This window comes from Arachidicoccus ginsenosidivorans, from assembly GCF_007971385.1.
In the GTDB taxonomy this organism is placed as follows: domain Bacteria; phylum Bacteroidota; class Bacteroidia; order Chitinophagales; family Chitinophagaceae; genus Arachidicoccus; species Arachidicoccus ginsenosidivorans.
In genome coordinates this window covers 2,435,160-2,458,658 of record NZ_CP042434.1, presented here as the reverse complement: position 1 = coordinate 2,458,658, position 23,499 = coordinate 2,435,160, and the positions used below count along the sequence as shown (strand labels likewise).

The following is a 23,499-nucleotide window of genomic DNA, read 5'->3' as shown; positions in this document are numbered from 1 at the left end:
AACTATCGGACAACAGGCAGTTTGGCAAAATGCTCCTATCGTCGTACGTCACCAAGCTGTCGACCGTTATGGACTATTTCGCAGCGACCATTATTCATTAGGTTTGACAAAATTCGTTTTTCAGAGTTTGTAAAATATTTTGAGTTTTTTCATCCGACAGTTATGTTGACAAATTTTAAAACAATTTTTTACATAAATATGTTAGCATCCCTTATAAAATTTACCGTACAAAGTGGTGTCAAAAATGATATTTTTTTGCCTAACGCTTGGGGACTCTGGATTGAAAGAATCACTATTTAATCCCAGAAGGTGTCCAATAGGACAAAAATGGTATCCAATAAGACAGTTTTTACCAGGTGGGCCAGCAATTGCGGCGCCAATGGGGCTATTGAGGAGGCTCTCATATAAAATCTTTGGGACAAAGTGGTGTCAAAAATGATATTTTTTCGCCTAAAGTTTGGGAGTCCTAATTGGATCAATCTTGGCCCAAATCCCAAAAGGTATTCAATAGGACAAAAATGGTATCCAATAAGACAGTTTTTACCAGGTGGCCCAGCAATTGGGGTGCCAATGGAGCTACTGAAGAGGCATCCCATATAATCTATTGGACAAAGTAGTGTCAAAAATGATATTTTTTGCCTAAAGTTTAAGAGTCCTAATTGGTTCAATCTTGGCCTAAATCCCAAAAGGTATCCAATAGGACAATAAAGGTATCCAATAAGACAGTTTTTACCAGGTGGCCCAGCAATTGCGGCGCCAATGGGGCTATTGAGGAGGCTCCCATATAAAATCTTTTGGACAAAGTGGTGTCAAAAATGATATTTTTTTGCCTAAAGTTTGAGGAGTCCGGATTGGAAGAACCTTGGGCCAAATCCCCAAAGGTATCCAATAGGACAAAAAAGGTATCCAATACGACAGTGTCTACCAATTGGCCCAGCAATTGGGCGCCAATGGGGCTATTGAGGAGGCTCCCATATAAAATCTTTTGGACAAAGTGGTGTCAAAAATGATATTTTTTTGCCTAAAGTTTGGGGAATCCTAATTGGATCAATTTTGGGCTAAATCTCAAAAGGTAACCAATAAGACAGTTTATACCTGGTGGCCCTACAATTGACTCCAACGGGGCTACTGAAGAGGCTCCCATATACAATCTTTTGGACAAAGTGGTGTCAAAAATGATATTTTTTTGCCTAAAGTTTAAGAGTCCTAATTGGATCAATCTGGGGCCAAATCCCCAAAGGTATCCAATAGGACAAAAAGGTATCCAATAAGACAGTTTATACCAGGTGGCCCTACAATTACGGCGTCAATGGGGCTATTGAGGAGGCTCCTATATAAAATCTTTGGGACAAAGTGGTGTCAAAAATGATATTTTTTTGCCTAAAGTTTAAGAGTCCGGATTGGAAGAATCTTGGCCTAAATCCCAATAGGTGTCCAATAGGACAAAAAAGGTATCCAATAAGACAGTTTTTACCAGGTAGCCCAGCAATTGACTCAAACGGGGCTACTGAAGAGGCGTCCCATATAAAATCTGTTGGACAAAGTGGTGTCAAAAATGATATTTTTTTGCCTAAAGTTTGAGGAGTCCGGATTGGAAGAATCTGGGGCCAAATCCCCAAAGGTATCCAATAGGACAAAAAAGGTATCCAATAAGACAGTTTATACCAGGTGGCCCTACAATTGCGGCGCCAATGGGGCTATTGAGGAGGCTCCTATATAAAATTTCTTGGACAAAGTGGTGTCAAAAATGATATTTTTTTGCCTAAAGTTTTGGAGAGCCCAAATTGTATCAATCTTGGCCTAAATCCCAAAAGGTGTCCAATAGGACAAAAAAGGTATCCAATAAGACAGTTTATACCAAGTGGCCCTGCAATTGACTCCAACGGGGCTACTGAAGAGGCGTCCGATATAAAATCTTTGGGACAAAGTGGTGTCAAAAATGATATTTTTTCGCCTAAAGTTTAAGAGTGTTTATCCAAACGCGCCACTGAGCATCTACAATAAGATCTCAGATAAGCCATCTTGACTCACCACCCCTTATACAAACGGTTTATATTCCTTTTACATAATTTTTAAGCCATTAAAATATCAACATTTTTTAGAGTAGCTGTATTGGGGTAACTTCACAGTTCACTCATCATAAATTGACAATAATTTTTATGGAACCGCTTATCAGGCATATCCAGCAACAGTTGGCCCTAACGCCGCATCAAGCAGAGTTGATCATGGCTCATTTTACGCGGCTTAAGAAACCCAAAAAAACGCTCCTTTTAAAAGAAGGTACCTATTGCAAAGATTTATTCTTTGTTGAAAAGGGTTGTCTCCGGCTTTATTTTATAGATGAAAAGGGTCGTGAACAAATTACCCATTTTGCTATTGAAAACTGGTGGCTAACGGATTATCTGGCCTTTGATACCAAAGGCATTGCCGCTTTTAATATCCAAACAGTTGAAGACAGCGTTATTTTTCAGATTGACCATGCAAATCTTGCCGCACTGACTGAAGCTCTTCCTATTATGGATCGTTATTTCAGGTTGAACTTGCAAAGGGCATTTGGAGCAGCTCAGCGCAGGATAATGATGATGTACGAAAAATCTAAGGAAGCCTATTTTCATGAATTCAATGAGAAACATCCTGAGTTTGTCCAGCGTGTACCACAATATATGCTGGCTTCATTTTTAGGATTTACACCCGAATACCTCAGTGAACTCCGTAAAAAGATCAAATAGCCCCCGATTATGCTTTCTTAAACCAGTTTAAGAAAAGTAATTTTCAATAGGCCTTACATTTGTAACCACAAAATTAAAGTATTATGCAAAAAAGAATTAATATTCTAAAAGATGTACCTGCAGCCTATGCAGCACAATCCGCTATGGAAAAATATGTTGGCACGACCTCTCTTACACCCATTGAAAAAGAGTTAATCAAAATACGTGCTTCACAAATCAATGGTTGCGCCTTTTGTTTGAATATGCATACGGCCGATGCCCGTAAAAACGGTGAAACTGAACAACGTATTTATGTACTTAGTGCCTGGCGAGAAACAGAATTATTTACGGAAACAGAACGCGCCATCCTGGCCCTTACAGAAGAAATGACACTGATTTCTAATGGAGGGGTAAGTGATAACACCTATTCCGAAGCTGAAAGACTATTAGGTGAACATAAATTAGCGGAAGTGATGATGGCCATTGTGACGATTAATGGGTGGAACCGCATAGCAATAAGTACCCATTTGCCTGTTTCAAAACCTCAATAAGGCAATGTTCATTTTTATTAGGACTGCCAGTTTGTGCTAAAATTTTGCCCAAACAGGCAATAAAAAAAACATCTGGCAGCATCTATTATTGGATTGCTTGCCAGATGTTTTTTTGTATTGTAGTTATAATATGACGCAACTAGCTACTGCCCGTTTTTTCTTTTAATACTCCAGCGATTCGTTTGCTTAATGCAAACATAATCAATGCAGCTACACCTGCAGCGATAATCAGAATCAAGAAGTAATTCTGTTTATGCGTGAAACTATCCCAGAAGGTGGCCATCAGCCCCGCTAATTTACCGGCAATTGCATTGACAATAAACCAGGCCCCCATCATAAGGGCGGTAATTCTGGGTGGAGACAGTTTTGAGACCAGCGACAACCCGATCGGACTAACCAGGAGCTCCCCGATCGTGAAAATGGCATAGGTGGCCACAATCCAATAGGCCTCCGTTTTATTGTGGAATACATCCGTTGTGGTAATCGCAATATACATGACCAGCGAAGATATCCCGGCAAATAAGATCCCCATCCCCACCTTACTGGGAGTACTGGGTTCTTTTTTCTTTCGGGCGAGCCGCCCGAATAACCAGACCAGTATCGGCGTAAATAATACGATAAAAAAGGGATTAATAGACTGAAAGATCTCAGTTGACAATAAATTGAGATGTTTATCCTTGGGCCAGTCTTTTTGTGGAAGATTATTAAAATAAGTATCCGGTCCCTGGGTTTTTACCAGTTTACCATCCGGTCCTTGAGTAGATCTAAAATACTCGTCATATTTAATGACTTCATGAGGTTCTGTGGTCACCGGTTCTAAAAAGCCAAAAGGTTTGGTGACCTTTTCAAGGCTGGCCGGCATCTCCCTATTCGTATATTGATCCGCCCAAATGGTAAGTCCTGTACTGTTTTGATTATAAATCACCCAAAATACAATAGACACTAAAAAGAAGGAGAATAAGGCCCCTAGTCCCCTTTTATCCTCCTTACTGGCTTTGATATATAAGCCTATGTAGAATATAATAATGGGGACACAGGCAAACATGAAAGCATCATTAGAGGTCGTCCCGAATATAGTATGCCCGATCATTGCATTCATATTCCAGCCAATTGCACCCGCAATGGCTGCTGGCAAAAAGACATACCCTAGGATCTTTTTCATCGGCATATCTTCTTTTTGGACCGGTTTTTTTACATCCCCTTCCGCCACAGATTTATAGCCAACAATAAACCAGACCAGCGCAATGGTCATCCCTACTCCGGCCGCCATAAAGGCATAGCCCCAACCGTAGTGATTCCGCATATAGGCTGCTACAAAGTTGCAGACAAAAGCACCTATATTGATCCCCATATAAAAAATGTTATAGGCATTGTCCTTTCTGGCTTTCAGTTCTTCTTTACTATAGATATTACCAAGCAGTGTACTGATATTGGGCTTGAAAAAACCGTTCCCTGTTACCAGTAGTAAGAGGGCAATGTACATGGGTGTCTTTCCTGGGATCGCCAGAACAAAGTAACCGGCAGCCAGCAAGGCGCCACCCAAAATAATAGCCCTTCGATATCCTAAATAACGGTCAGCGATCAGTCCGCCGATAAACGGCGTCAGATAAGCCATAGCTATATAAGATCCGACCAGATCAGTAGCCATTTTAAGATTAAAACCAGCCCCACCATTACTGATCGGGTCTTTCAGATACAATAGGAATATCCCTACCATCAGGTAATAACCAAAACGCTCCCACATTTCTGTTCCAAACAAGATCCATAAGCCTTTGTGGTGTTTTAGTTTTGCCGGTTGTACGGTTGCCATAATAGTACTTTATATTAATTAATGTTCGTTAGTTATATAAACGGCCGTAAAAATAAGCCATTCTTCTCTTTTGGTGCTCAAAATACTTAAGAAAATCCTTGTTTGAACATTTTATAGCCATTAATTTTTATGCAAAGACGTAGATTATTGCCCGCTTCTTAGCAAATTTATTCAAAATAAGCCTACTTTATATTCATAAAAAATCAAATACTATAGTCTTGGATGTCTCTTAACTTAAAATTTCGGAACTTTGCTTCAAATTAGGCATATGGAAGATTTAATTATAAATAAAGTAGCTGAAAGCGGGATCATTACAATTGATCTGGAAGATTTTTACCCCAAAAAAGAGATCATAGGCATTGATATTAAACAGTGGCTTTTTATGGAAATGCTGCTTAAAGAAAAACCATTCAGACAATCCTTAAAAGAAAACGACTGGACTATTTATCAAGATAAACTGGTGGCCATTTATTGTTCCACTGATGCCATTATACCCAGATGGGCTTATATGCTACTGGCGACCTACCTTAGTCCAGTGGCCGCCCAAACCTATATTGGCACTCCAGATCAGATGGCCATGCAATTGATTTTAAATGCAGTTCAAAACCTGGACCTACAGCCTTATCAGGATAAAAGAATCATTTTAAAAGGCTGTGGCAAAATGGATGTAAATGAAGCCGTCTATTTTGCGATGACAAATAGACTGCTCCCACACGTGCAAAGTATTATGTATGGAGAGGCCTGTAGCAGCGTGCCTGTTTTTAAAAGGAAAAAAAATTAATCGGTGTATGCTGTTTTTAGGTAACGGCGCAAAACCATCCCAAATAAATCAAAAAGCGTATAAATGATCAGCAAGATTGCCCAAAAAATAATGGATGAGACCCCATTAGATGAACAGATTTTCGTTCGTCAATATACTAATATTATCGTAAGAATTTATGAATTATTAGAATCGAAAGGACTAACCCAACAAGAGCTTGCAAAATGAATAAAAAGCCATCAGAAATCAGTAAATGGCTCAATGGCCCCCATAATCTTACGCTTATGACTATCGCAAAACTCGAGGCCGAGCTTGGTGCTCCCATTATTAATACCAAGTTCCCACCTTTTGCCCTCTAGGCTAAAGACGGCGCCACCGCACAAACTTCAAAAAGCGATTGGCTCTATATCCATATTTTTGCATGGATATAAAACCAATCGCTTTTTAAGATAAATTAATATAGGAAGCCGTTCAGTAGGCTCCCTGCTTTAAAAATATAAAAAGTTCAGGATAATCTGCGGGAAGGTGCCCAAAAGAATAATAATCAATGCCAGTATCACCGCTAAGATTTTAAAGCCTTTAGTAGCCGGATATTTTAACTCCACCGTTCCCTCTTTAAAATACATGGACCAGATCACTCTAAAATAATAGAAGACACTGATGACTGCAAAAATAATCCCAACAATCGCTACCCACATATAACCGCCGGTTTGTATCACTGCCATCAGCATATAATACTTGGCAAAGAACCCGATACTTAACGGGATACCCGATAAAGAAAGTAAGAAAATCGCATTAGCAAAGGCCAGTGTCGGATGCGATTTTGCCATGCCGTTATAACCAGCCAGCGTATAATCTTTCATTTTAGCCAGGATACCAAACAGACCTATCGTGGCGACACTATAAGCAACCACATATAATAATAAGCCTTCTTTGGCAGTATCATTCAGGCTTAAGAGCGCAAATAGCATAAAACCAGCCTGTGCAATGGAGGAATAAGCCAGCATACGCTTAACGCTCTGCTGGAAGATGGCCGTAATATTCCCAAAGAGTAAGGTGGCTACTATGATAATAGAGAAAAGCATTTTCCAGTCTACGCCGATTAGGGCATTCTGCAAAATAGTTGTTTCGTTTTCACGCAAGGCAAAAAGACGGATAAAAGCAATAAATGCCCCCGCCTTTACAATGGTTGCCATAAAGGAAGAAAATACACTTGGTGAACCGTCATAGATATCCGGTGCCCAAAAGTGAAAAGGTGCCGCAGATACTTTAAAACACATACCAGTTAAGATCAGGATCATACCGGCCACATCCAGAAAAGACATGCGTTGATTGACCGCGCCTGCTATGGAAGTATTAATTTGCTCTACGTGATGCGTAAGCGCAAAATCACCGGTACCTCCATATACCAGTGCAATCCCCATCAGTAAAATACCCGTCGAAAAAGAGCCCATTAAAAAGTATTTCAGAGAAGCTTCATTACTTTTAAGATTTTCTTTTCTAGCGCCCGTCAGAATATACAGCGGAATGGACATAATCTCAATCCCAATAAAAAGCATCAGTAGATTATTAAACGCAGAAAGGATAAAAATCCCACAAAGAACAAAGAATATCAATGCAAAATATTCACCGACATACCGGCCAACTCTTTCAATTTCTCTTTGAGAAAAGGCACTGAAAAGGATCGTACAGGCAATAGCCAGTGTATTAAAGTAAAGGCCAAACCGGTCAAAAGCCAACATATCATATGTGGGAATGTTTAACCAGCTGTGACTGTACGTCTCGCAAATATTGGCCAGCAAAATGATAATAAGCCCGACCAGCGCAATGCTTTTATAGGCTTTTGTGTTCTTCACAAATGCACTGCTAAGCATCATCACTATACCAAATATTGCCGACAGTATGATTGCGTTCATAGTTCTAACTAATTTTATATTCGAAGGGCTTTTAAATGCGAACCCTTTTATTTACTTTCTTTTATTAATAACAAATCCCAATCCCAATATCACCTTTAGATATATACGCCGCACATGCTTTTGCCATGTCAGTTTTATTTAAGGTGCATGACCGCTTGTACTGTATCTTTTGTAAGATCTAACAACGGAGCCGGATAAACACCTAATACGATAATAACAATGGTGATCACAACCAAAGCATACTGTGTGTTTTTGGGTGCCTCTACTGCATTTTTCGTAAACTCAGAAACCTCACCGTAAAACATCTTCTGCATTGCCCAGAGCGAATAAATCGCTACCAGGATAATACTCACACAGGCAAATGCGCCCGCCCAAATATTATAACGGAATAAGCCGTTGAACATCAAAAACTCGCCGATAAAAGAGTTGGTCAGTGGTAAAGAAACGTTGGCCAGTGTCATAATCATAAATAAGATAGCTAGCACCGGTGCCTTGGTGGCCAGCCCACCCATCTCACTTAATTTACGGGTACCAGTCTGCTGTTCAATAGCGCTTGCCACGATCCAAAGGCCCAGTACATTAATACCATGGTTGAACATCTGGATCATCACCCCTTCCAGTCCGATTTCCTGTAAAGAAAAAACGGCAGCACACATAAGGCCTATATGTGCGATGGAAGAATAGGCAATCAGCCTTTTCAAATCATCTTGTCGGATCGCTATCAGCGAAGCGTAGAGTAAACCAACAACGGCAAAAATGATAATAATATGATTGAAAGTGTGTACGGCTTCAGGGAAAATAGGAAGTACATAGCGAATGGTCGCATAAATACCCATTTTTACCATCACGGCACTTAAGATCATCGTGCCTGCTGAGGGCGCCTGCTCGTAAGCATCCGGTTGCCAGGTATGCAACGGGAAGACTGGCATTTTAATGGCAAAAGCCAGAAAGAATAACCAGAATCCGATGTTTTGCTCTGTAGCGGTTAGGTGTAAATGATAAAAACTGCTCAGTGCAAAGCTTTGATCTGGTGTTTTTAAATACAGATAAATTATGCCAATTAATAAAAATAAAGAGCCTAAAAAGGTATAAATAAAGAATTTAAATATCGCCTGGATTTTCTTTTCGCCGCCATATTGTGAGCATAGAAAGTAGATGGGAATAAGGGCCAGTTCCCAGAAAAAATAAAATAATAGGACATCTGCTGCCAAAAAGACGCCCATCATGCCCGCCTGCGTCAATAGTAATAATCCAAAGAAATTACCCTTATTGCTGTAGCGCTCCCGGATGGTGGAAGATAAAATGAGCGGCAACGCAACTGCGTTCAACAAACAAAGCATCTTGGCCATTCCGTCCATGGACAAAGAGAAATTGCTGCCAATCTGCGGCAACCATTCTTTATCCAGCGTTACTGTTCCTTTTGCGGTTATTACCAACACTAGGGCAGCCAGAAAAGTCAACAGCGAGGCGCCCAGGGCCAGCGTCCGGGCAGCTTTCCCACTTTTTACAAAAAAGGAAATGATGCCTGCGACAACCGGAATTAAAATGAGTAAAACTATCATATCTGTATTGTAATCTCTTTACAAATGTTTTTTAATGGATCGTTCTGTTATTCAATCAATTATATTCTAATTTTTTATCTAACTACTTATTTGAATATCCAGTGAATAAATTTCAATATATAAGCCTGATTCCAAAAGGCCACAAATAACACCACCAAGGATAAAACCATCATCAGGATGTAGCCACCCACCTGACCGCTTTGTACCAGCCGAATCTGCCTGGAACTGTATTGAACAAAGCGACCGGTTCCGTTCACAATGCCGTCGATGAGCTTTTTATCAACAATATTTTTAAGAAATCCACTGAATTTAAGCAAGGGTTTAGCGATTACAGCGTCGTAGATCTCATCTACATACCATTTACTTGCAAGGACTTTACCAATGCCTTTTTCTTCAGTTGCGTCCAGTTCATAATTACTGAACTTCTTCCAGGCCCAGATGATAGATAAGATCACTAAAACAGTGGTCACGCCCATCAGCATCCACTCTGTACCATGGCTCAGGTGTTCGCTGTGCGCAGGTAAGTCACTAAATACAGGTGCCAGGAACTGCTCCAGCAGATGTGCATTCGGTGCAAATAAGGCCGGTATACCGATAAAGCCAGCCACTACTGCAAGCACAGCTAAAATGGACAGTGGAATAGTCATGGCCTTAGGGCTCTCATGCAAATGATGCTCCTGCTCCTGGGTTCCCCTGAATTTACCCAGAAAGGTCATGGCATAGATTCTAAACATATAGAAAGCGGTAAACAGTGCCCCTAATACACCAAAATAATACAACACCGGACTGGAGGCGTAGGCCGCTGCCAGGATTTCATCCTTGGAAAAGAAGCCAGAAAATGGTGGCACGCCTGCGATAGCCAGGCAGGCGAGTAAAAAGGTAATATGCGTAATTGGCATAAACTTCTTTAAACCGCCCATATAACGGCTATCCTGTTGTCCGTCCATCGCATGAATAACAGAGCCGGCGCCCAAAAACAACAGCGCTTTAAAGAAAGCATGCGTCATCACGTGGAATACTGCACCGCCATAAGCACCAACACCAAGCCCCAAAACATATACCCCAGTTGGCTCACCGTGGAATAGGCCAGTACTTTTTTAATATCGTTTTGCTTTAAGGCAATAGAAGCAGCAAAGACTGCTGTAGCCACACCGATAATGGCAATGATCTGATTGGTAAATGGAGCCAAAGAATATAGCAAGTGGCTTCTGGCAATCATATAAATACCTGCCGTTACCATGGTTGCAGCGTGAATCAATGCGGAAACAGGCGTCGGGCCTGCCATCGCATCTGGCAACCAGGTATATAAAGGAATTTGGGCACTTTTACCAGTCGCCCCAACAAATAATAATAAGGTAATGGCAGTGATATCCGTGCTATTGAAGCTGGACATCATGGCCGGTGTAAACAGTTCGCTATAGGTTAAGGTGCCTGCTTTAGCCAGGATCCAGAATAATGCCACTAGAAAACCTAAGTCCCCTATTCTGTTCATCACAAATGCTTTTCTGGCCGCATAGTTAAACTGATTGTTTTTAAACCAGTAACCAATTAGCAGATAAGAACACAGACCGACACCTTCCCAACCGATAAACATAATCAGGAAGTTGGCACCCATGACCAGCAGCAACATGGAAAAAACAAATAGGTTCAGATAAGCAAAGTATCTGGCAAAATGAGGTGCTGTCTCCTCATGCATATAAGCACTGGAATATAAATGAATCAAAAAACCTACGCCGGTAATAATTAATAAGAACACTGCCGTTAACTGATCCACCTGAAATGCAAAAGGAATCTTTAGATCCGCTACATTTATAAAATCAAAATAATTGCTGGTAATGGCTCCCCTGCTTTGACGTCAAAGAATAAAACCAGGCTAACAATAAATGAAGCCAAAAGTACCCCACAACCTACCAGGGTAACAGCCTGTTTGCTCAGCTGTTTACGGAAAAGTCCGTTGATCAAAAAACCAGCCAAGGGAAATAATGGTACTAAATATGCTAAATTCATAATGATTATTAATCAGTTCTAAATAGTAATATGCTTATAACCAGTTTATTTTAATAAAATAAAGTAGTACTTGCTATGCTTTAATTCTTTAATCTGTTCAAAAAGTCCACATCCACAGAATGCGTGTTCCTATAGAGCATGACAATAATGGCCAGCCCTACGCTTACCTCGGCCGCGGCAACTACCATCACAAAAAATACAAACAGCTGCCCGTCTATGCCAGCCAGCGGCGCCGTAGCGGTGGCCGGATGGGTTTTAGAAAAGGCCACCAGCAACAAATTTGCAGCATTCAGCATTAGTTCAATACACATAAATACGATGATGGCATTGCGGCGTATAAGCACCCCCACAACGCCGATGCTAAATAAAGTGACTGCCAGAGCGATATAATATTGAATAGGCATAAACTAAAATTATAATTCGTTTTAATATTATTAAGCGATGTCCATCGTGTAATTGATGGACAATCTGCTAATTTTTCTTACCAATTACGACAGCACCCACCATGGCACTGAGAAATAGCACACTACAAAGTTCAAAAGGCAAGGCGTATTGTGTAAACAATACTTGCCCCAGATTTTTGATGAGTCCAATACTACCGGTATTGGTAGCAGCGATAACCGGATGCACTTTGGTTTGTTCACTGTAAGTCCTGACAACGGAAATGAGTATCCAAAGCAGCATACCGCCAGAGATTACACCTGCTAGCTTCATCCAGAGATTCTTTTTAAGTTCTGTCCGGGTGTTGAGGTTCATCAGCATGATCACGAACAGGAACAGCACCATTATGGCACCTGCATAGACGATGATATTAACAATGGCCAAAAACTGTGCATTGAGCATGATATAATGCCCGGAAATAGAAAAGAAAGTTGCGACCAGCCACAGTACACTATGCACAGGATTTTTGCTGACCAGTACCATAATGGCACTAAAAAGCGTCAGTGCACATAATATCCAAAAAACAATAGCGGTTATTCCCATCTTAATAGTTTCAAATGATTTATTGGTTCATTTTCCAGGTCTGATGCTTTCAAATTTTAATTATTTAATGCCACCAGACCCGTTTTATTAAATCTCTATTTTAAATCTCTATTCTAATCCTAACCTTTACACTTTTTAATTAGCACCCTCTAAAGGTGCTTATTTTTTAATTTCTCAAAGGCCTCTTTTGTTGTCTCCACATTTCTTCCCAGGGCAGCCTGATATGCCTCTGGCTCTGTCACCGGATTTGGGATCAAAAGGTCTGGTTTGCCATAAATAAACTTCTTGCGGGCAAAATCTGAAGGCGTGAATGTTTCTGACAGATAAATAGCATCTTTGGGACAAGCCTCCTCACAAAGACCGCAGAAAATACAACGCAGCATATTAATCTCGTATCGGGCAGCATACTTTTCCTCCCTGTATAAATTCTCTTCACCCGGCAAGCGCTCAGCCGCTTCCATCGTGATGGCCTCCGCCGGACAGGCGACGGCACAAAGTCCGCATGCGGTGCAACGCTCTCTACCCTCTTCATCTCTGTTTAATACATGTAAGCCCTGAATACCGGGCTGAAAGGTCTTTTCTGTTCCGGAAAGCTGTACGTCGCCTTCTTTTTAAAGAAGTGCTTCAAAGTAATGGCCATACCCGGGCGATCTCCGGGATATAGATCTTCTCTGCGAAAGTCATAGGACTTCTGTTGACGTCTGCCTTTCTATTGGTTAAAGACTGCATAATTGCTTCTCTTTTTCTATTGTCATCAGATCTGTTTTACTCCTGAAAATCAGGGTTTCCAAATCTGAACTTTTTTAAAATGATCATCCCTTCCCGCTTTACAGGTGGGACACTTTCTATTTATGCTGCAGCCATAAAATGACGACTGCAGTAATCAGCATATTGGCCAGGGCCAGAGGCAGGAGCTTTTTCCAGCCTAATTCCATTAGCTGATCATAACGGAATCTTGGAATCGTCCACCGTACCCACATAAAAATGAATATAAAGATGACGATTTTTACCATCAGGGCAATGATTCCCACCAGCGCGGCAACATTTGGAGAGAGCAGGCTCTCATTTAAGAAAGGCACATCATAGCCTCCAAAATACAAAGTTGCCATAACAGCACTTGCCACAAACATATTGACATATTCTGCAAACAGATAGAATCCAAGCTTCATAGAGGAGTATTCCTGGTGATAGCCCATGTTCAATTCATTTTCCGCCTCAGAAAGGTCAAACGGTGTACGGTTACATTCCGCAAAAATACAAACGATAAAAATCAAAAATCCAAGTGGTTGATAAACAACGTTCCAGTAATGACCCGGAGCCATCTGCTGCTGCACGATGTCTTTAAGACTTAAGGATCCGGTGAGCATCAGCAGCGCGATTAGCGCAATACCCATTGCCAGTTCATAGCTAATGGCCTGAGAGGCGCCTCTAAGGGCGGCTAAAAGTGAAAACTTATTATTGGAAGCCCAGCCTCCGATCATAATACCATAGACACCCAGGCTAACAGCGCCAAAAATATACAAAATCCCAATGTTTACATCTGCCACCTGTAGCGGCATAATCCTTCCGGCAATTTCCAGATGGCTGGACCAGGGGATAACTGCACTGGTAATAAGCGCGGCCGTCATGGCCATACCCGGTCCCAGAATAAACAACCATTTATTGGCTGAGCTCGGAATGATTTCCTCTTTAAAAATCAGTTTTGCCCCATCGGCAAATGGCTGTAATAACCCAAAAGGACCTGCCCGGTTAGGACCGATACGGTCTTGCATAAAAGCGGCTACCTTTCTCTCGGCCCAGGTTGAATACAGGGCGATACCCAGTGAACCAAATATGACGACTGCGATGAGTATCAATTTCTCAATAAAAAGCGCCCAGTCAAAAGCTAATAATGTCATGCCTTATCGGATTTACTATTTTTTTTCCTCGTTTTCCTTAAAATCTGTTGAATGTGCCGGTCCTTCTATCAGGCTAAGATCTCTGTCCTTTTCATTGACCTGGCTGACATCATGGATGTCTAAAAATAACCTGGGTTCTTTGCCTATTACCTCATCTATGGTTTCTTGTGGTTTTACCAGACCAACATATTTATTCTGGCTGATAACAGAATGGCGGTTGATCTCTCTGGGTCCTTCGATTACCCAGTCACTGGTTTTCTTTTTGTCAAAACGGCATTCATTACAGATCCAGTCTTCAACCTCGCCCCACTCATCTTTACGGGCAGTTACCCTGAAAACTTCATCCCCTCTGTTCCAAAGTGTAACTTTTCCGCTACAGGTGGGACAATCTCTATGGGCATTCAAGGGTTTTAAAAACCAGACCCTGTTTTTAAATCTGAAGGTTTTATCTGTTAATGCCCCTACCGGACACACATCTATAATGTTGCCTATAAACTCCTTATCCAGGCTCTTTTCTAAATAATCAGAGATCTCAGCTCTTTCTCCTCTGTCCAGCACACCGTGTTCCCGCTGACCGGTCAATTGATCGGCCACCATAACACAGCGGTAACAAAGAATACAACGTGTCATATGTAGTTGTATCTTATCACCCAGAGAATGTTTTTCAAAAGTGCGGCGCTGGAATTCATAACGGGTACCCGCATTGCCATGGTTATAGGCAAGATCCTGCAGATGACATTCCCCTGCCTGATCGCAGATCGGGCAATCCAAAGGGTGGTTGATGAGTAAAAACTCCACTACACCTTTTCGGGCATCTACCACGCGTTCTGAAGTCAGGTTTTTGACTTCCATACCATCCATCACCGTTGTCCGGCAACTAGCAACAAGTTTAGGCATGGGCCTTGGATCCTTATCAGAACCTTTGCTGACTTCTACCAGACAGGTACGACACTTTCCGCCGCTGCCTTCCAGTTTGGAATAATAGCACATAGCAGGAGGCGCCACTTCGGAGCCCGCCTGACGCGCTGCCTGTAAGATGGTGGTGCCTGCCGGCACTTCTACCGTCACATTATCTATGGTTACCTTAAATAGAGGTTGTTCTGCCATCACAATTTAATTTGCTCCGGTTTTTGCAAAAAACCGGGAGTTTAAAAACCTTTTTTCTGCTCAATATGCGTCGTGCCATATAGCTTAATCCATGCCTGCAAGGTCACAGTTAAGCTATAGGGCCGGGATTTCTCTTCGATCTGCATAATGGGCGAGGCCATAATTACGCACTTGCGCTTCATCCGGATTGAGCACATGCCACTCAAATTCATCGCGAAAATGCCGGATAGCCGCTGCAACCGGCCAGGCGGCCGCATCACCCAGCGGACAAATCGTATTGCCTTCTATTCTTCTTTGTACATCCCAAAGCAGATCGATATCTTCCATCTTGCCTTTTCCGTACTCAATATTTTTCAAAATACGCCACATCCAGCCAGTACCTTCTCTGCAAGGGCTGCACTGACCGCAACTCTCATGCATGTAAAAATGAGCCAGCGTCATCGTATGTTTGACAACGCACTGATCCTCATCCAGCACAATAAATCCACCTGAACCGAGCATGGTACCTGTCTGGAATCCGCCATCTGAAAGACTCTCATAGTTCATATATCTGGTCTCTCCTTTTGCGGTCTTGGTGAGCAGATTAGCCGGAACAATCGGCACAGATGATCCGCCCGGAATACAGGCCTTCAGGCGCTTACCATTAGGAATACCGCCACACCACTCATCACTATAAATAAAGTCTTCCACAGAAAGGTCAAAGGGAATCTCATAAACACCGGGTTTGTTGAGATTGCCACAAGCAGAGATCAGTTTAGTACCGGTGGATTTACCAACACCGATATTGCCATACGCCTCTCCCCCCATATTAATAATAGGAACAATGGCGGCCAGTGTTTCCACATTATTGACCACTGTTGGGCGCATCCACACACCTTGGACCGCCGGAAAAGGTGGCTTGATACGTGGATTACCACGTTTACCTTCCAGGCTTTCAATAAGCGCTGTTTCTTCTCCGCAGATATACGCACCGGCACCCCGATGTACATAAATCTCCAGGTCAAAACCTGTCCCCAGAATATTTTTGCCAAGGAAGCCATTGTTTTTGGCTTCCTGAATAGCTCTTTCCAGGATATCAGGAATCCAGGCGTATTCTCCCCGAATATATATATAAGTGGCATTGGATCCTAAGGCAAAGCTGGATACAATCAATCCTTCAATTAATAAATGAGGCAAGAACTCCATCAGATACCGGTCTTTAAACGTGCCGGGTTCAGATTCATCCGCATTACAAACCAGGTGTCTGGGCACGCCTTCGGGTTTAGCCAGGAAGCTCCATTTTAACCCCGTTGGAAATCCGGCGCCGCCTCTGCCGCGAAGGCCACTTTTTTTGACCTCATCCACGATTTCATCCGGCGTCATCTTTAAGGCTTTTTCCACACTTCTATACCCACCGTGTTTGCGGTAAGCATCATAGTAGCGGATACCTTCAATATGTGCATTCTCTAATAATAGTTTCATTATCTGTCTTATCTAAAAATTTGCAAGTAAAAATCCGGCGCATGATCCATTAAACCAGATAAACTGTCCAGAGCCGTCCACTTTACTTTTCAAACATTTTTCCATTCTAAAAATCGCAACAACTTGTATTTTAATTCGTTGCATCTGTAGCGCCTGTCACATCTGCCACATCTTCCTGTGTATAATCAAAATTCAGCATCCATTTGACGCCGTACTTGTCGGTTACCATACCAAATTTAGCCCCCCAAAAGGTCTTTTCAAGGGCTAAAGTCACTTGTCCGTCTATAGCTAAATTGCTATAAACCCGGTCAATTTCCGCTTCGCTGGTGAAATTAAGCGCTAGTTGCACCTGGTCACCGCTGGTCACCTTTGTATCACTATCTGGCGTGTCACTGACCATCAGTTGCAAGTCCCCCGCCTGAAAAGCCGCATGCATGACTTTGTCTTTCCAAGCTTCGGGCAGGCTAGGCTCCAGATCTGATTGTCTGAATGTCTGACTATAAAGCACCCTGCCTTCTAAAGCCTTCGTGTAAAACGCCAGGGCTTCGATCGCATTGCCTTCAAAAGTCAGATATGGGATGACACTTTCCATTAATTTTTTGCTTTCTCTTTTTTCTCTTTTTAAATTAATTGAGCTCCATCTTTCCTGCCCGGCACTGCTCAATAATTTGATCTACTTTCTCCCGGGTCAGGTGTTCCTTATAGAATTTACCCAGCTGCATCATCGGCGCATAACCACAAGCACCCAGACATTCAGCTGGTTTTAAGGTAAACAGGCCATCTGCCGTCGTTTCACCTGGTTTTATACCCAGTTTTTCCTCTATATATTTAATTATATCGTCGCTTCCATTCAACATACAGGGACCAGTCTTACATACTTCAAATACATATTTGCCAACCGGTTTTGTATTAAACATAGTATAGAAAGTAGCGACTTCATAAACCTCAATAGGTTTGATTTGCAATAGCCCTGCTACATAATCCATTACCGGCACATCCAGCCAGCCACCAAACTGATCCTGTGCTAAGTGCAATATTGGGATGAGGGCACTTTTTTGTTTGCCCTCGGGATAGCGATGGATAATTTCTTTTACCTTGTTTAATGCCTGTTCGGAAAATTGGACCTCCGTATTTGCCATATTTTCTATCGTTTCCATTGATTCAGTCTATTGAGTCAATCTTTATTAATGTATAAATCTACCAGATGATGGGTTGCTTTACCTTAGACCCTGTTAAGCCATTGCGCTTACGCTAAGCTATGCATCCATCTCTCCGGCGATCAAATTCAGGCTACTCATTACAATGATAGCATCACTGATCATGGCGCCCTTAGTCATTTCTGAATAAGCCTGATAATATATAAAACAAGGCCTCCTGAAATGCAGGCGGTATGGCGTTCGGCCTCCGTCGCTGATCAGATAGAAGCCCAGTTCGCCATTCGCTCCTTCCACACTGTGATAAACTTCCCCTTTAGGGATTTCTGTTTCACCCATCACAATTTTAAAGTGATAGATTAACGCCTCCATACTGGTGTATACATCTGCTTTTTCAGGCAGATAATAATCAGGGGCATCTGCATGAAAGATCTCGGCATCTGCTCCTTTAAATTGCTGGATTTTCTGGTAGGCCTGGTTGATAATCTTCAGTGATTCCCACATTTCCCCGTTACGCACCAGGTAGCGGTCATAACAATCCCCGGTAGTACCTACCGGTATATTAAAATCAAAATCTTCGTAACTGCTATAAGGAGTGTGTACACGAACATCGTAGTCCACCCCGGCAGCCCGAAGATTTGGTCCGGTAAAACCGTAATTAAGCGCACGCTCCGCCGATATCGGCCCTGACCCGATACATCGGTCCATGACGATTCGGTTACGCTGGGTTAATGCTTCAAATTCTTTTAGCGCCTTGGGATATTCTCTCAGGAATTTTTCCAGTTTACCCCATACCGTACTATTAAAATTGCGTTCAAATCCGCCTATGCGGCCAATATTAGTGGTCAGACGGGATCCGCAGATCTCTTCATAAATTTCGTAAATAAGTTCTCTATATTCCATCAGATAGAGAAAAGGTGTAAATCCCCCTGCATCTACAATCATAATAGAATTACAGATCAAATGATCAGAGATTCTGGCCAGTTCCATTATAATGACACGCAGATAATCCACTCTCTTAGGGGTTTTGATGCCTAAAAGTTTCTCACAGGTCATATGCCAACCCATATTATTAAGAGGGCTGCTGCAATAGTTTAACCTGTCCGTCAAAGGAGTAATCTGATAAAGTGGTCTTCTTTCGGCTATTTTTTCAAAAGCACGGTGGATATAACCAATGGTCTGTTCAGCAGAGACGATACGCTCCCCATCCACTTCCAGAATATTTTGGAAGACACCATGCGTAGCCGGGTGTGTCGGACCCAGATTAAGGGTGGTCGTTGTCTTCTCAATCGACCCGTCAGGAAGCTTGATATTGTTATTTTGAACTTGCTCTTCTATTATTGCCATAACCTTCGTACTTTCTCTTTATTATAATTGAAACCGAAATACCCAATGAATCTTATGCCATTTGTGCTTTTCGGAAGTGCTGACACCATCAAAATAAATTAATTTTTAATAATGAAAAGAGGCCATCCGGCCTTTAAAACCTTCATTACTACAATTTAATTTACTCCGGATCCAGACTTTTACTGGATCCTTTTATATGGTCATCTATTTGATCCTTTCTTCCACTGCCTTTCAGGGCCTTGGAACCCCAATAAACAATAGCACCGACTGCGGTGATCATGAGTATTTTCTCCATTGATTTTACAATCAAAAACAAAACGAGCCATACCACAATAAAACCCCAGATCTTTCGACTACGACCACTTGCTTGATGCCTGTTTTTATTTGCCACGGATATGCTCCTTTTTTTGATGTTCCACCAGAAAGCGCGTTGCAACAGCTAATTACGCGCTAATTTACACTGCCGCCTCTGCCAAACATCTCGTCATCCTTATCCGTTCTGGACTGATCTTCCAATGGGAACTCTTTGCGCATGGGAAAATAATCCATTTCTTCCACATTCATGATGCGTTTAAGATTGGGATGACCTTTAAAAATAACGCCATAGAAATCATAAGCTTCTCTTTCCTGCCAGTTGGCGGATTCAAAAAGAACAGTAGCCGAATTGATTTCTGGTTTGTTGATATCTATAAAACATTTAAACCGAAAGCGTACATTGTCTACCAGGTTGTGCAAATGGTATACAATGGCCAGTTCCCTGCCTTTGTCATCTGGATAATGTACCACGGTAACATCTGTTAAAAAGCGAAAAGCCAGATCTGGCTCATCATATAGATACTGTAAAAGTTCAATATTTTTATCTGCAGCAATTTCAAAAGTCAGCATTCCGTAAGGCGTCTCAAAGCCCCTGACGCTTTCACCGAACTTGTCCTGGATTTTTTGCTGTATCGTTTCGTTTGTCATTGGTAGATTCTCTTTTAGGTACTCCTTATACTTTTTATAGATTATTGAATACCATAAGTGCCCATCAATTTTTTATAATGCTCGCTGTTTCTGCGGCGCAGACTCTCATGACCGGCCAGTTCCTGGATGCGCATAAAGCCATCCAAAATAGCTTCTGGCCTGGGAGGGCAACCTGGCACATACACATCTACCGGTACAACCTGGTCAATCCCCTGGAGGACTGAATAAGTATCGAATATTCCACCGGAAGAAGCACAGGCGCCTACTGCCATTACCCAGCGCGGTTCAGCCATCTGCATATATACCTGCTTTACAATGGGTGCCATCTTTTTGGCAATGGTGCCCATAACCATTAAAAGATCGCACTGACGCGGGGTAAAAGCCATTCTTTCTGCCCCAAACCGGGCAAGGTCATAGGTGGCTGCAGCAGTAGCCATAAATTCAATTCCACAACAGGAAGTAGCAAATGGTAATGGCCAAAGGGAGTTTTTCCTTCCCAAAGCAACTACTTTCTCCAGATTGGTGGCAAAATAACCTTCACCATTCAATCCTTCGGGCATTTCTGCGATAGCTATGTTATCGTGTATATCGGATTGCTTAGGATGAATATTAAATCTTACAGGACGTGCCATTATTTTCTCCTTTTCTATAAGACGCACTTTGGCGCCTGGTCTATAATCACAATTGAGCTACAAAAGTAGCATTCTGGAGGCAATATTAATAATTTTAATTAATGAATTAGCTAATTTTATGCTTGTTATTTGCAAACAACTGTTAGCTGCGAAGGCAGGTATAATCGACTATCTGTAAGAAGTTAGCCCATTTTTACCTGTTTGATATGTCTGATTTTTGGGCACATAATTAAAAAATAAATTTTGCAACTAAATATTTAGTTGTATATTTGGTTTATTAATTGGAGCGGTACCCTCCAGCGTAATTAAAATTAGCATTTAAATGAAAACATTAACAAAATCCGAAGAACAGGTGATGCAGGCTTTATGGAAGGTAGAGAAAGGGTTTTTGAAAGATATTATTGATCAGATGCCCGATCCAAAACCGCATACCAATACAGTAGCGACCATGTTAAAAATCTTAATCGAGAAAAAGTTCGTTGATTTTGAAGTATTTAGCAGAGCGCATCGGTATTTTCCATTGGTGAGCAAGGAAAGCTACTCCAAAGGATCTCTTATTAAATTTGTGGACAGTTATTTTAGTGGCTCCTATCAGCAGGCCGTATCCTTCCTTGTTAAGGAAAAGGAAATGAGCATTCAGGATTTAGAGCTATTGCTACAGCAACTAAAAAAGAAATAAGGTCGTTTAAAGTTTATTAGCAACAAAATTGCGCTTTAAACAATCTGCAATGTTCACGCATAATTTTTAGAATTATGAACCACCTTATCGCCTATCTCTTAAAAGTAATCCTGTGCTCCGCTATTTTCTTTGCCTATTACAGGCTGGCGCTGCGCAATAAGAATTTTCATCCCTATAACCGGTTTTACCTGCTATCCACCGCTGTTCTCAGTGCATTACTGCCCCTGTTACATATCAGCATGTTCGATTTTAGCAGTGATAATGAGCGGATGCTGGCCTTGTTTCAGCTGATGGGCAGTGGTCAGCTGCAGTTACCAGATGTCGTGGTCACTACAGGCCCAAAGCCGATTAACTGGGAGCTGGCCCTACTGCTGAGCTCCTTAGCGGTGACTTTGGTTTTAATCTGCCTAATAATGGTCAGGATTTACCGGGTATTTAATATTAAGCGCAAATTTCCCAGAAAAACCGTGGATAACATCAACTTTATCAATACCAATATTGAACAGGCACCCTTTTCCTTTTTAAACAACCTATTTTGGAGAAAGGACATATTGTTATCGGACAGCGTGGGAAAGCAGATCTATCAGCATGAATTAGCCCATATTCAGCAAAAACACTCTTTGGATAAGCTACTTATGCAGGTTTTATGTGCTGTTTTCTGGATGAACCCTATCTATTATTATATGCAAAGAGAGCTGGGCCTCATTCATGAGTTTATGGCGGACCAGAAGGCCGTTGAAGAAGGGGACGCCGAGGCATTTGCCAGGATGCTACTGGCCACACAATTTAGCGGGTTCCGGTTTGAACCGGCACATTCGCTGTCTTATTCATCTATTAAAAAAAGATTACACATGATTACCAATAGTCATAAACCCAAATATAGTTACCTCAGACGGCTTTTATTCTTGCCGCTGCTCTTTACGGTAACTTTCGTATTTGCGCTTAGAGCGCATCAAAATAAAATCGCTGATCAAACAGCAGATTTACAGGCAATGGTCAACGCCCAAAAAGCAGATGATTTACAATTTACAAAGGTCAATGCCTCAAATAATGAGACTGAGAGCAAGACTGCGCTCACCCCTGAAACTTTGCCCAATGCAGATACAAAATCCATGCAGAGAACCATCACTTTTAGCTCAGTAGATACAACGCATCCCCAAAAAGTAAAACTCCAACTAAGAAGGGAAGCTCAACCGGAACTCAGGACGGTCACCGTAGTCACCTACAAAGATCCAGAAGATGATAGCGAGCCAAGTACGAAGGATAACAAGCAGACCAAACAAATAACAACTGTTACGGTAGGCGAAGGCACAGCTTCAAAGGAAAAAATAACAGTAGGGCCTGCAAAGCCACACGAAGGGACGCCGTTATATGTCCTAGATGGCAAACCTATCAGTCAGGAGAAATTAAAGTCCGTTAACCCGGATGATATTGAAAGCATGTCAGTTTTAAAAGACAAAAATGCTACGGCAATTTATGGCAGCAGAGCCGCTAACGGTGCGGTTTTAATTGTCACAAAAGCCACTGCAGCCAAAGCAGGAGATCAAAAAATATTTACCGCTGTGCAAGAACCACCAAGTTATCCTGGAGGAGCCGACGCCTGGGCTATATACCTGGAACGCAACCTGAGAAATAATGTTCCGGTGGATAACAAAGCACCTGTAGGTACTTACAACGTGACGGTAACTTTTTTAGTGGACAAAGAAGGCAATATTTCTAAGGTGCAGGCCACCAGTAAAGACGAAAAGGACTATGGTACCGCAGCTGAAGCGGTAAGAGTCGTTCGTAACAGTGGCAAATGGATACCGGCTAAACAAAACGGCCATCCAGTGATTTACCGGGAAAAGCAAAATATTGTTTTTGCAGTTATGAAGTAACGGCCTAGGATCCGGGGCTTATTCGGCAAAGAGCAGGAAATGCTCTGTCCAAAAACAAATCATTTACGCATAATTTTTAGAAT

Annotated in this window: 23 protein-coding genes and 2 pseudogenes; 7 read left to right on the top strand and 18 right to left on the bottom strand. The window is 41.9% G+C overall.

The window, feature by feature from the left end:
• The first annotated feature begins 2,159 nt into the window (after positions 1 to 2,159).
• Together FSB73_RS09805 and FSB73_RS09800 are read left to right on the top strand one after the other, a co-directional pair.
• Entirely contained in the window at positions 2,160 to 2,729 is a 570-nt protein-coding gene (locus FSB73_RS09805) for a Crp/Fnr family transcriptional regulator (protein ID WP_146781398.1), read from the top strand.
• An 83-nt stretch (positions 2,730 to 2,812) separates the two neighbouring features.
• Positions 2,813 to 3,259: a carboxymuconolactone decarboxylase family protein gene (locus FSB73_RS09800; RefSeq protein ID WP_192904105.1), complete on the top strand. Its 447-nt coding sequence runs from the start codon at positions 2,813 to 2,815 to the stop codon at positions 3,257 to 3,259.
• Positions 3,260 to 3,398: 139 nt separating this feature from the next.
• On the opposite strand, the gene FSB73_RS09795 is transcribed toward FSB73_RS09800, so the two are convergent.
• Positions 3,399 to 5,069, bottom strand: a complete 1,671-nt coding sequence (locus FSB73_RS09795) for a peptide MFS transporter (RefSeq protein ID WP_146781394.1) — start codon at positions 5,067 to 5,069, stop codon at positions 3,399 to 3,401.
• Between the two features lie 268 nt (positions 5,070 to 5,337).
• Between FSB73_RS09795 and FSB73_RS09790 the strand changes: the two genes are divergently transcribed.
• From FSB73_RS09790 to FSB73_RS26600, 3 genes are all read left to right on the top strand, one after another.
• Entirely contained in the window at positions 5,338 to 5,850 is a 513-nt protein-coding gene (locus FSB73_RS09790) for a DUF2480 family protein (RefSeq protein ID WP_146781392.1), read from the top strand.
• A gap of 63 nt (positions 5,851 to 5,913) precedes the next feature.
• Complete coding sequence (locus tag FSB73_RS23245; RefSeq protein WP_158639484.1) at positions 5,914 to 6,057, top strand: hypothetical protein; 144 nt, start codon at positions 5,914 to 5,916, stop codon at positions 6,055 to 6,057.
• Positions 6,054 to 6,188, top strand: coding sequence for a helix-turn-helix transcriptional regulator (locus FSB73_RS26600; protein ID WP_192904104.1), 135 nt, complete (start codon positions 6,054 to 6,056; stop codon positions 6,186 to 6,188). Before FSB73_RS23245 ends, FSB73_RS26600 begins: the two co-directional genes overlap by 4 nt.
• 129 nt (positions 6,189 to 6,317) lie before the next feature.
• On the opposite strand, the gene FSB73_RS09785 is transcribed toward FSB73_RS26600, so the two are convergent.
• The 17 genes and pseudogenes from FSB73_RS09785 to FSB73_RS09715 all read right to left on the bottom strand — a co-directional run bounded on the left by FSB73_RS09785 (position 6,318) and on the right by FSB73_RS09715 (position 20,860).
• Positions 6,318 to 7,745 (bottom strand): NADH-quinone oxidoreductase subunit N, encoded by a 1,428-nt coding sequence (locus FSB73_RS09785; protein WP_146781390.1) that lies wholly within the window; start codon positions 7,743 to 7,745, stop codon positions 6,318 to 6,320.
• 134 nt (positions 7,746 to 7,879) lie between these two features.
• Positions 7,880 to 9,307 (bottom strand): complex I subunit 4 family protein, encoded by a 1,428-nt coding sequence (locus FSB73_RS09780; RefSeq protein ID WP_146781388.1) that lies wholly within the window; start codon positions 9,305 to 9,307, stop codon positions 7,880 to 7,882.
• Positions 9,308 to 9,393: 86 nt separating this feature from the next.
• A complete protein-coding gene (locus tag FSB73_RS24685) occupies positions 9,394 to 9,954 on the bottom strand; it encodes a NuoL/Nad5 family protein (RefSeq protein WP_262712626.1) in 561 nt (186 codons plus the stop codon).
• Positions 9,955 to 10,110: 156 nt separating this feature from the next.
• Positions 10,111 to 11,099 (bottom strand): annotated as a pseudogene (locus tag FSB73_RS24680) (NADH-quinone oxidoreductase subunit L); the annotation flags it as partial.
• 295 nt (positions 11,100 to 11,394) lie between these two features.
• Positions 11,395 to 11,718 carry an NADH-quinone oxidoreductase subunit NuoK gene (gene nuoK / locus FSB73_RS09770; protein WP_146781386.1) on the bottom strand — a complete coding sequence of 108 codons (324 nt, stop codon included), beginning with the start codon at positions 11,716 to 11,718 and terminating at the stop codon, positions 11,395 to 11,397.
• 67 nt (positions 11,719 to 11,785) lie between these two features.
• Positions 11,786 to 12,298 carry an NADH-quinone oxidoreductase subunit J family protein gene (locus FSB73_RS09765; protein ID WP_146781384.1) on the bottom strand — a complete coding sequence of 171 codons (513 nt, stop codon included), beginning with the start codon at positions 12,296 to 12,298 and terminating at the stop codon, positions 11,786 to 11,788.
• A gap of 149 nt (positions 12,299 to 12,447) precedes the next feature.
• Positions 12,448 to 12,759, bottom strand: coding sequence for a 4Fe-4S binding protein (locus FSB73_RS09760; protein WP_262712563.1), 312 nt, complete (start codon positions 12,757 to 12,759; stop codon positions 12,448 to 12,450).
• A gap of 24 nt (positions 12,760 to 12,783) precedes the next feature.
• Positions 12,784 to 12,858 (bottom strand): annotated as a pseudogene (locus tag FSB73_RS26595) (NADH-quinone oxidoreductase subunit I); the annotation flags it as partial.
• 285 nt (positions 12,859 to 13,143) lie between these two features.
• Positions 13,144 to 14,196 (bottom strand): NADH-quinone oxidoreductase subunit NuoH, encoded by a 1,053-nt coding sequence (gene nuoH, locus FSB73_RS09755; RefSeq protein ID WP_146781382.1) that lies wholly within the window; start codon positions 14,194 to 14,196, stop codon positions 13,144 to 13,146.
• Positions 14,197 to 14,211: 15 nt separating this feature from the next.
• Complete coding sequence (locus FSB73_RS09750; RefSeq protein ID WP_146781380.1) at positions 14,212 to 15,303, bottom strand: 2Fe-2S iron-sulfur cluster-binding protein; 1,092 nt, start codon at positions 15,301 to 15,303, stop codon at positions 14,212 to 14,214.
• A 114-nt stretch (positions 15,304 to 15,417) separates the two neighbouring features.
• Complete coding sequence (nuoF, locus tag FSB73_RS09745) at positions 15,418 to 16,764, bottom strand: NADH-quinone oxidoreductase subunit NuoF (protein ID WP_146781378.1); 1,347 nt, start codon at positions 16,762 to 16,764, stop codon at positions 15,418 to 15,420.
• Positions 16,765 to 16,894: 130 nt separating this feature from the next.
• Positions 16,895 to 17,356, bottom strand: a complete 462-nt coding sequence (locus FSB73_RS09740; protein WP_146781376.1) for a VOC family protein — start codon at positions 17,354 to 17,356, stop codon at positions 16,895 to 16,897.
• Positions 17,357 to 17,390: 34 nt separating this feature from the next.
• Complete coding sequence (locus FSB73_RS09735; protein WP_225974677.1) at positions 17,391 to 17,921, bottom strand: NADH-quinone oxidoreductase subunit NuoE family protein; 531 nt, start codon at positions 17,919 to 17,921, stop codon at positions 17,391 to 17,393.
• 99 nt (positions 17,922 to 18,020) lie between these two features.
• Positions 18,021 to 19,265 carry an NADH-quinone oxidoreductase subunit D gene (locus tag FSB73_RS09730; RefSeq protein WP_146781374.1) on the bottom strand — a complete coding sequence of 415 codons (1,245 nt, stop codon included), beginning with the start codon at positions 19,263 to 19,265 and terminating at the stop codon, positions 18,021 to 18,023.
• Between the two features lie 160 nt (positions 19,266 to 19,425).
• Complete coding sequence (locus FSB73_RS09725; protein WP_146781372.1) at positions 19,426 to 19,656, bottom strand: hypothetical protein; 231 nt, start codon at positions 19,654 to 19,656, stop codon at positions 19,426 to 19,428.
• A gap of 59 nt (positions 19,657 to 19,715) precedes the next feature.
• Positions 19,716 to 20,228 carry an NADH-quinone oxidoreductase subunit C gene (locus tag FSB73_RS09720; RefSeq protein WP_146781370.1) on the bottom strand — a complete coding sequence of 171 codons (513 nt, stop codon included), beginning with the start codon at positions 20,226 to 20,228 and terminating at the stop codon, positions 19,716 to 19,718.
• A 41-nt stretch (positions 20,229 to 20,269) separates the two neighbouring features.
• Complete coding sequence (locus FSB73_RS09715) at positions 20,270 to 20,860, bottom strand: NADH-quinone oxidoreductase subunit B (protein ID WP_146781368.1); 591 nt, start codon at positions 20,858 to 20,860, stop codon at positions 20,270 to 20,272.
• 322 nt (positions 20,861 to 21,182) lie between these two features.
• Between FSB73_RS09715 and FSB73_RS09710 the strand changes: the two genes are divergently transcribed.
• The gene (locus FSB73_RS09710) at positions 21,183 to 21,539 is read left to right on the top strand and encodes a BlaI/MecI/CopY family transcriptional regulator (protein ID WP_146781366.1); all 357 of its coding nucleotides are present in this window, start codon (positions 21,183 to 21,185) and stop codon (positions 21,537 to 21,539) included.
• A gap of 74 nt (positions 21,540 to 21,613) precedes the next feature.
• A complete protein-coding gene (locus tag FSB73_RS09705) occupies positions 21,614 to 23,416 on the top strand; it encodes a M56 family metallopeptidase (protein ID WP_146781364.1) in 1,803 nt (600 codons plus the stop codon).
• Positions 23,417 to 23,499: the final 83 nt, after the last annotated feature.

Excerpts from the sequence above, each read along its gene's own strand:
- FSB73_RS09805 (WP_146781398.1), top strand. The coding sequence starts at position 2,160 with ATGGAACCGCTTATCAGGCATATCCAGCAACAGTTGGCCCTAACGCCG.
- nuoF (WP_146781378.1), bottom strand. The coding sequence starts at position 16,764 with ATGAAACTATTATTAGAGAATGCACATATTGAAGGTATCCGCTACTAT.
- FSB73_RS09740 (WP_146781376.1), bottom strand. The coding sequence starts at position 17,356 with ATGGAAAGTGTCATCCCATATCTGACTTTTGAAGGCAATGCGATCGAA.
- FSB73_RS09710 (WP_146781366.1), top strand. The coding sequence starts at position 21,183 with ATGAAAACATTAACAAAATCCGAAGAACAGGTGATGCAGGCTTTATGG.
- FSB73_RS09720 (WP_146781370.1), bottom strand. The coding sequence starts at position 20,228 with ATGACAAACGAAACGATACAGCAAAAAATCCAGGACAAGTTCGGTGAA.
- FSB73_RS24685 (WP_262712626.1), bottom strand. The coding sequence starts at position 9,954 with ATGACTATTCCACTGTCCATTTTAGCTGTGCTTGCAGTAGTGGCTGGC.
- FSB73_RS09760 (WP_262712563.1), bottom strand. The coding sequence starts at position 12,759 with ATGGAAGCGGCTGAGCGCTTGCCGGGTGAAGAGAATTTATACAGGGAG.
- FSB73_RS23245 (WP_158639484.1), top strand. The coding sequence starts at position 5,914 with ATGATCAGCAAGATTGCCCAAAAAATAATGGATGAGACCCCATTAGAT.
- FSB73_RS09765 (WP_146781384.1), bottom strand. The coding sequence starts at position 12,298 with ATGGGAATAACCGCTATTGTTTTTTGGATATTATGTGCACTGACGCTT.
- FSB73_RS09800 (WP_192904105.1), top strand. The coding sequence starts at position 2,813 with ATGCAAAAAAGAATTAATATTCTAAAAGATGTACCTGCAGCCTATGCA.
- FSB73_RS09715 (WP_146781368.1), bottom strand. The coding sequence starts at position 20,860 with ATGGCACGTCCTGTAAGATTTAATATTCATCCTAAGCAATCCGATATA.
- nuoK (WP_146781386.1), bottom strand. The coding sequence starts at position 11,718 with ATGCCTATTCAATATTATATCGCTCTGGCAGTCACTTTATTTAGCATC.
- FSB73_RS09730 (WP_146781374.1), bottom strand. The coding sequence starts at position 19,265 with ATGGCAATAATAGAAGAGCAAGTTCAAAATAACAATATCAAGCTTCCT.
- FSB73_RS09795 (WP_146781394.1), bottom strand. The coding sequence starts at position 5,069 with ATGGCAACCGTACAACCGGCAAAACTAAAACACCACAAAGGCTTATGG.
- FSB73_RS09750 (WP_146781380.1), bottom strand. The coding sequence starts at position 15,303 with ATGGCAGAACAACCTCTATTTAAGGTAACCATAGATAATGTGACGGTA.
- FSB73_RS09790 (WP_146781392.1), top strand. The coding sequence starts at position 5,338 with ATGGAAGATTTAATTATAAATAAAGTAGCTGAAAGCGGGATCATTACA.
- FSB73_RS09785 (WP_146781390.1), bottom strand. The coding sequence starts at position 7,745 with ATGAACGCAATCATACTGTCGGCAATATTTGGTATAGTGATGATGCTT.
- FSB73_RS26600 (WP_192904104.1), top strand. The coding sequence starts at position 6,054 with ATGAATAAAAAGCCATCAGAAATCAGTAAATGGCTCAATGGCCCCCAT.
- FSB73_RS09780 (WP_146781388.1), bottom strand. The coding sequence starts at position 9,307 with ATGATAGTTTTACTCATTTTAATTCCGGTTGTCGCAGGCATCATTTCC.
- nuoH (WP_146781382.1), bottom strand. The coding sequence starts at position 14,196 with ATGACATTATTAGCTTTTGACTGGGCGCTTTTTATTGAGAAATTGATA.
- FSB73_RS09735 (WP_225974677.1), bottom strand. The coding sequence starts at position 17,921 with ATGGAAACGATAGAAAATATGGCAAATACGGAGGTCCAATTTTCCGAA.
- FSB73_RS09705 (WP_146781364.1), top strand. The coding sequence starts at position 21,614 with ATGAACCACCTTATCGCCTATCTCTTAAAAGTAATCCTGTGCTCCGCT.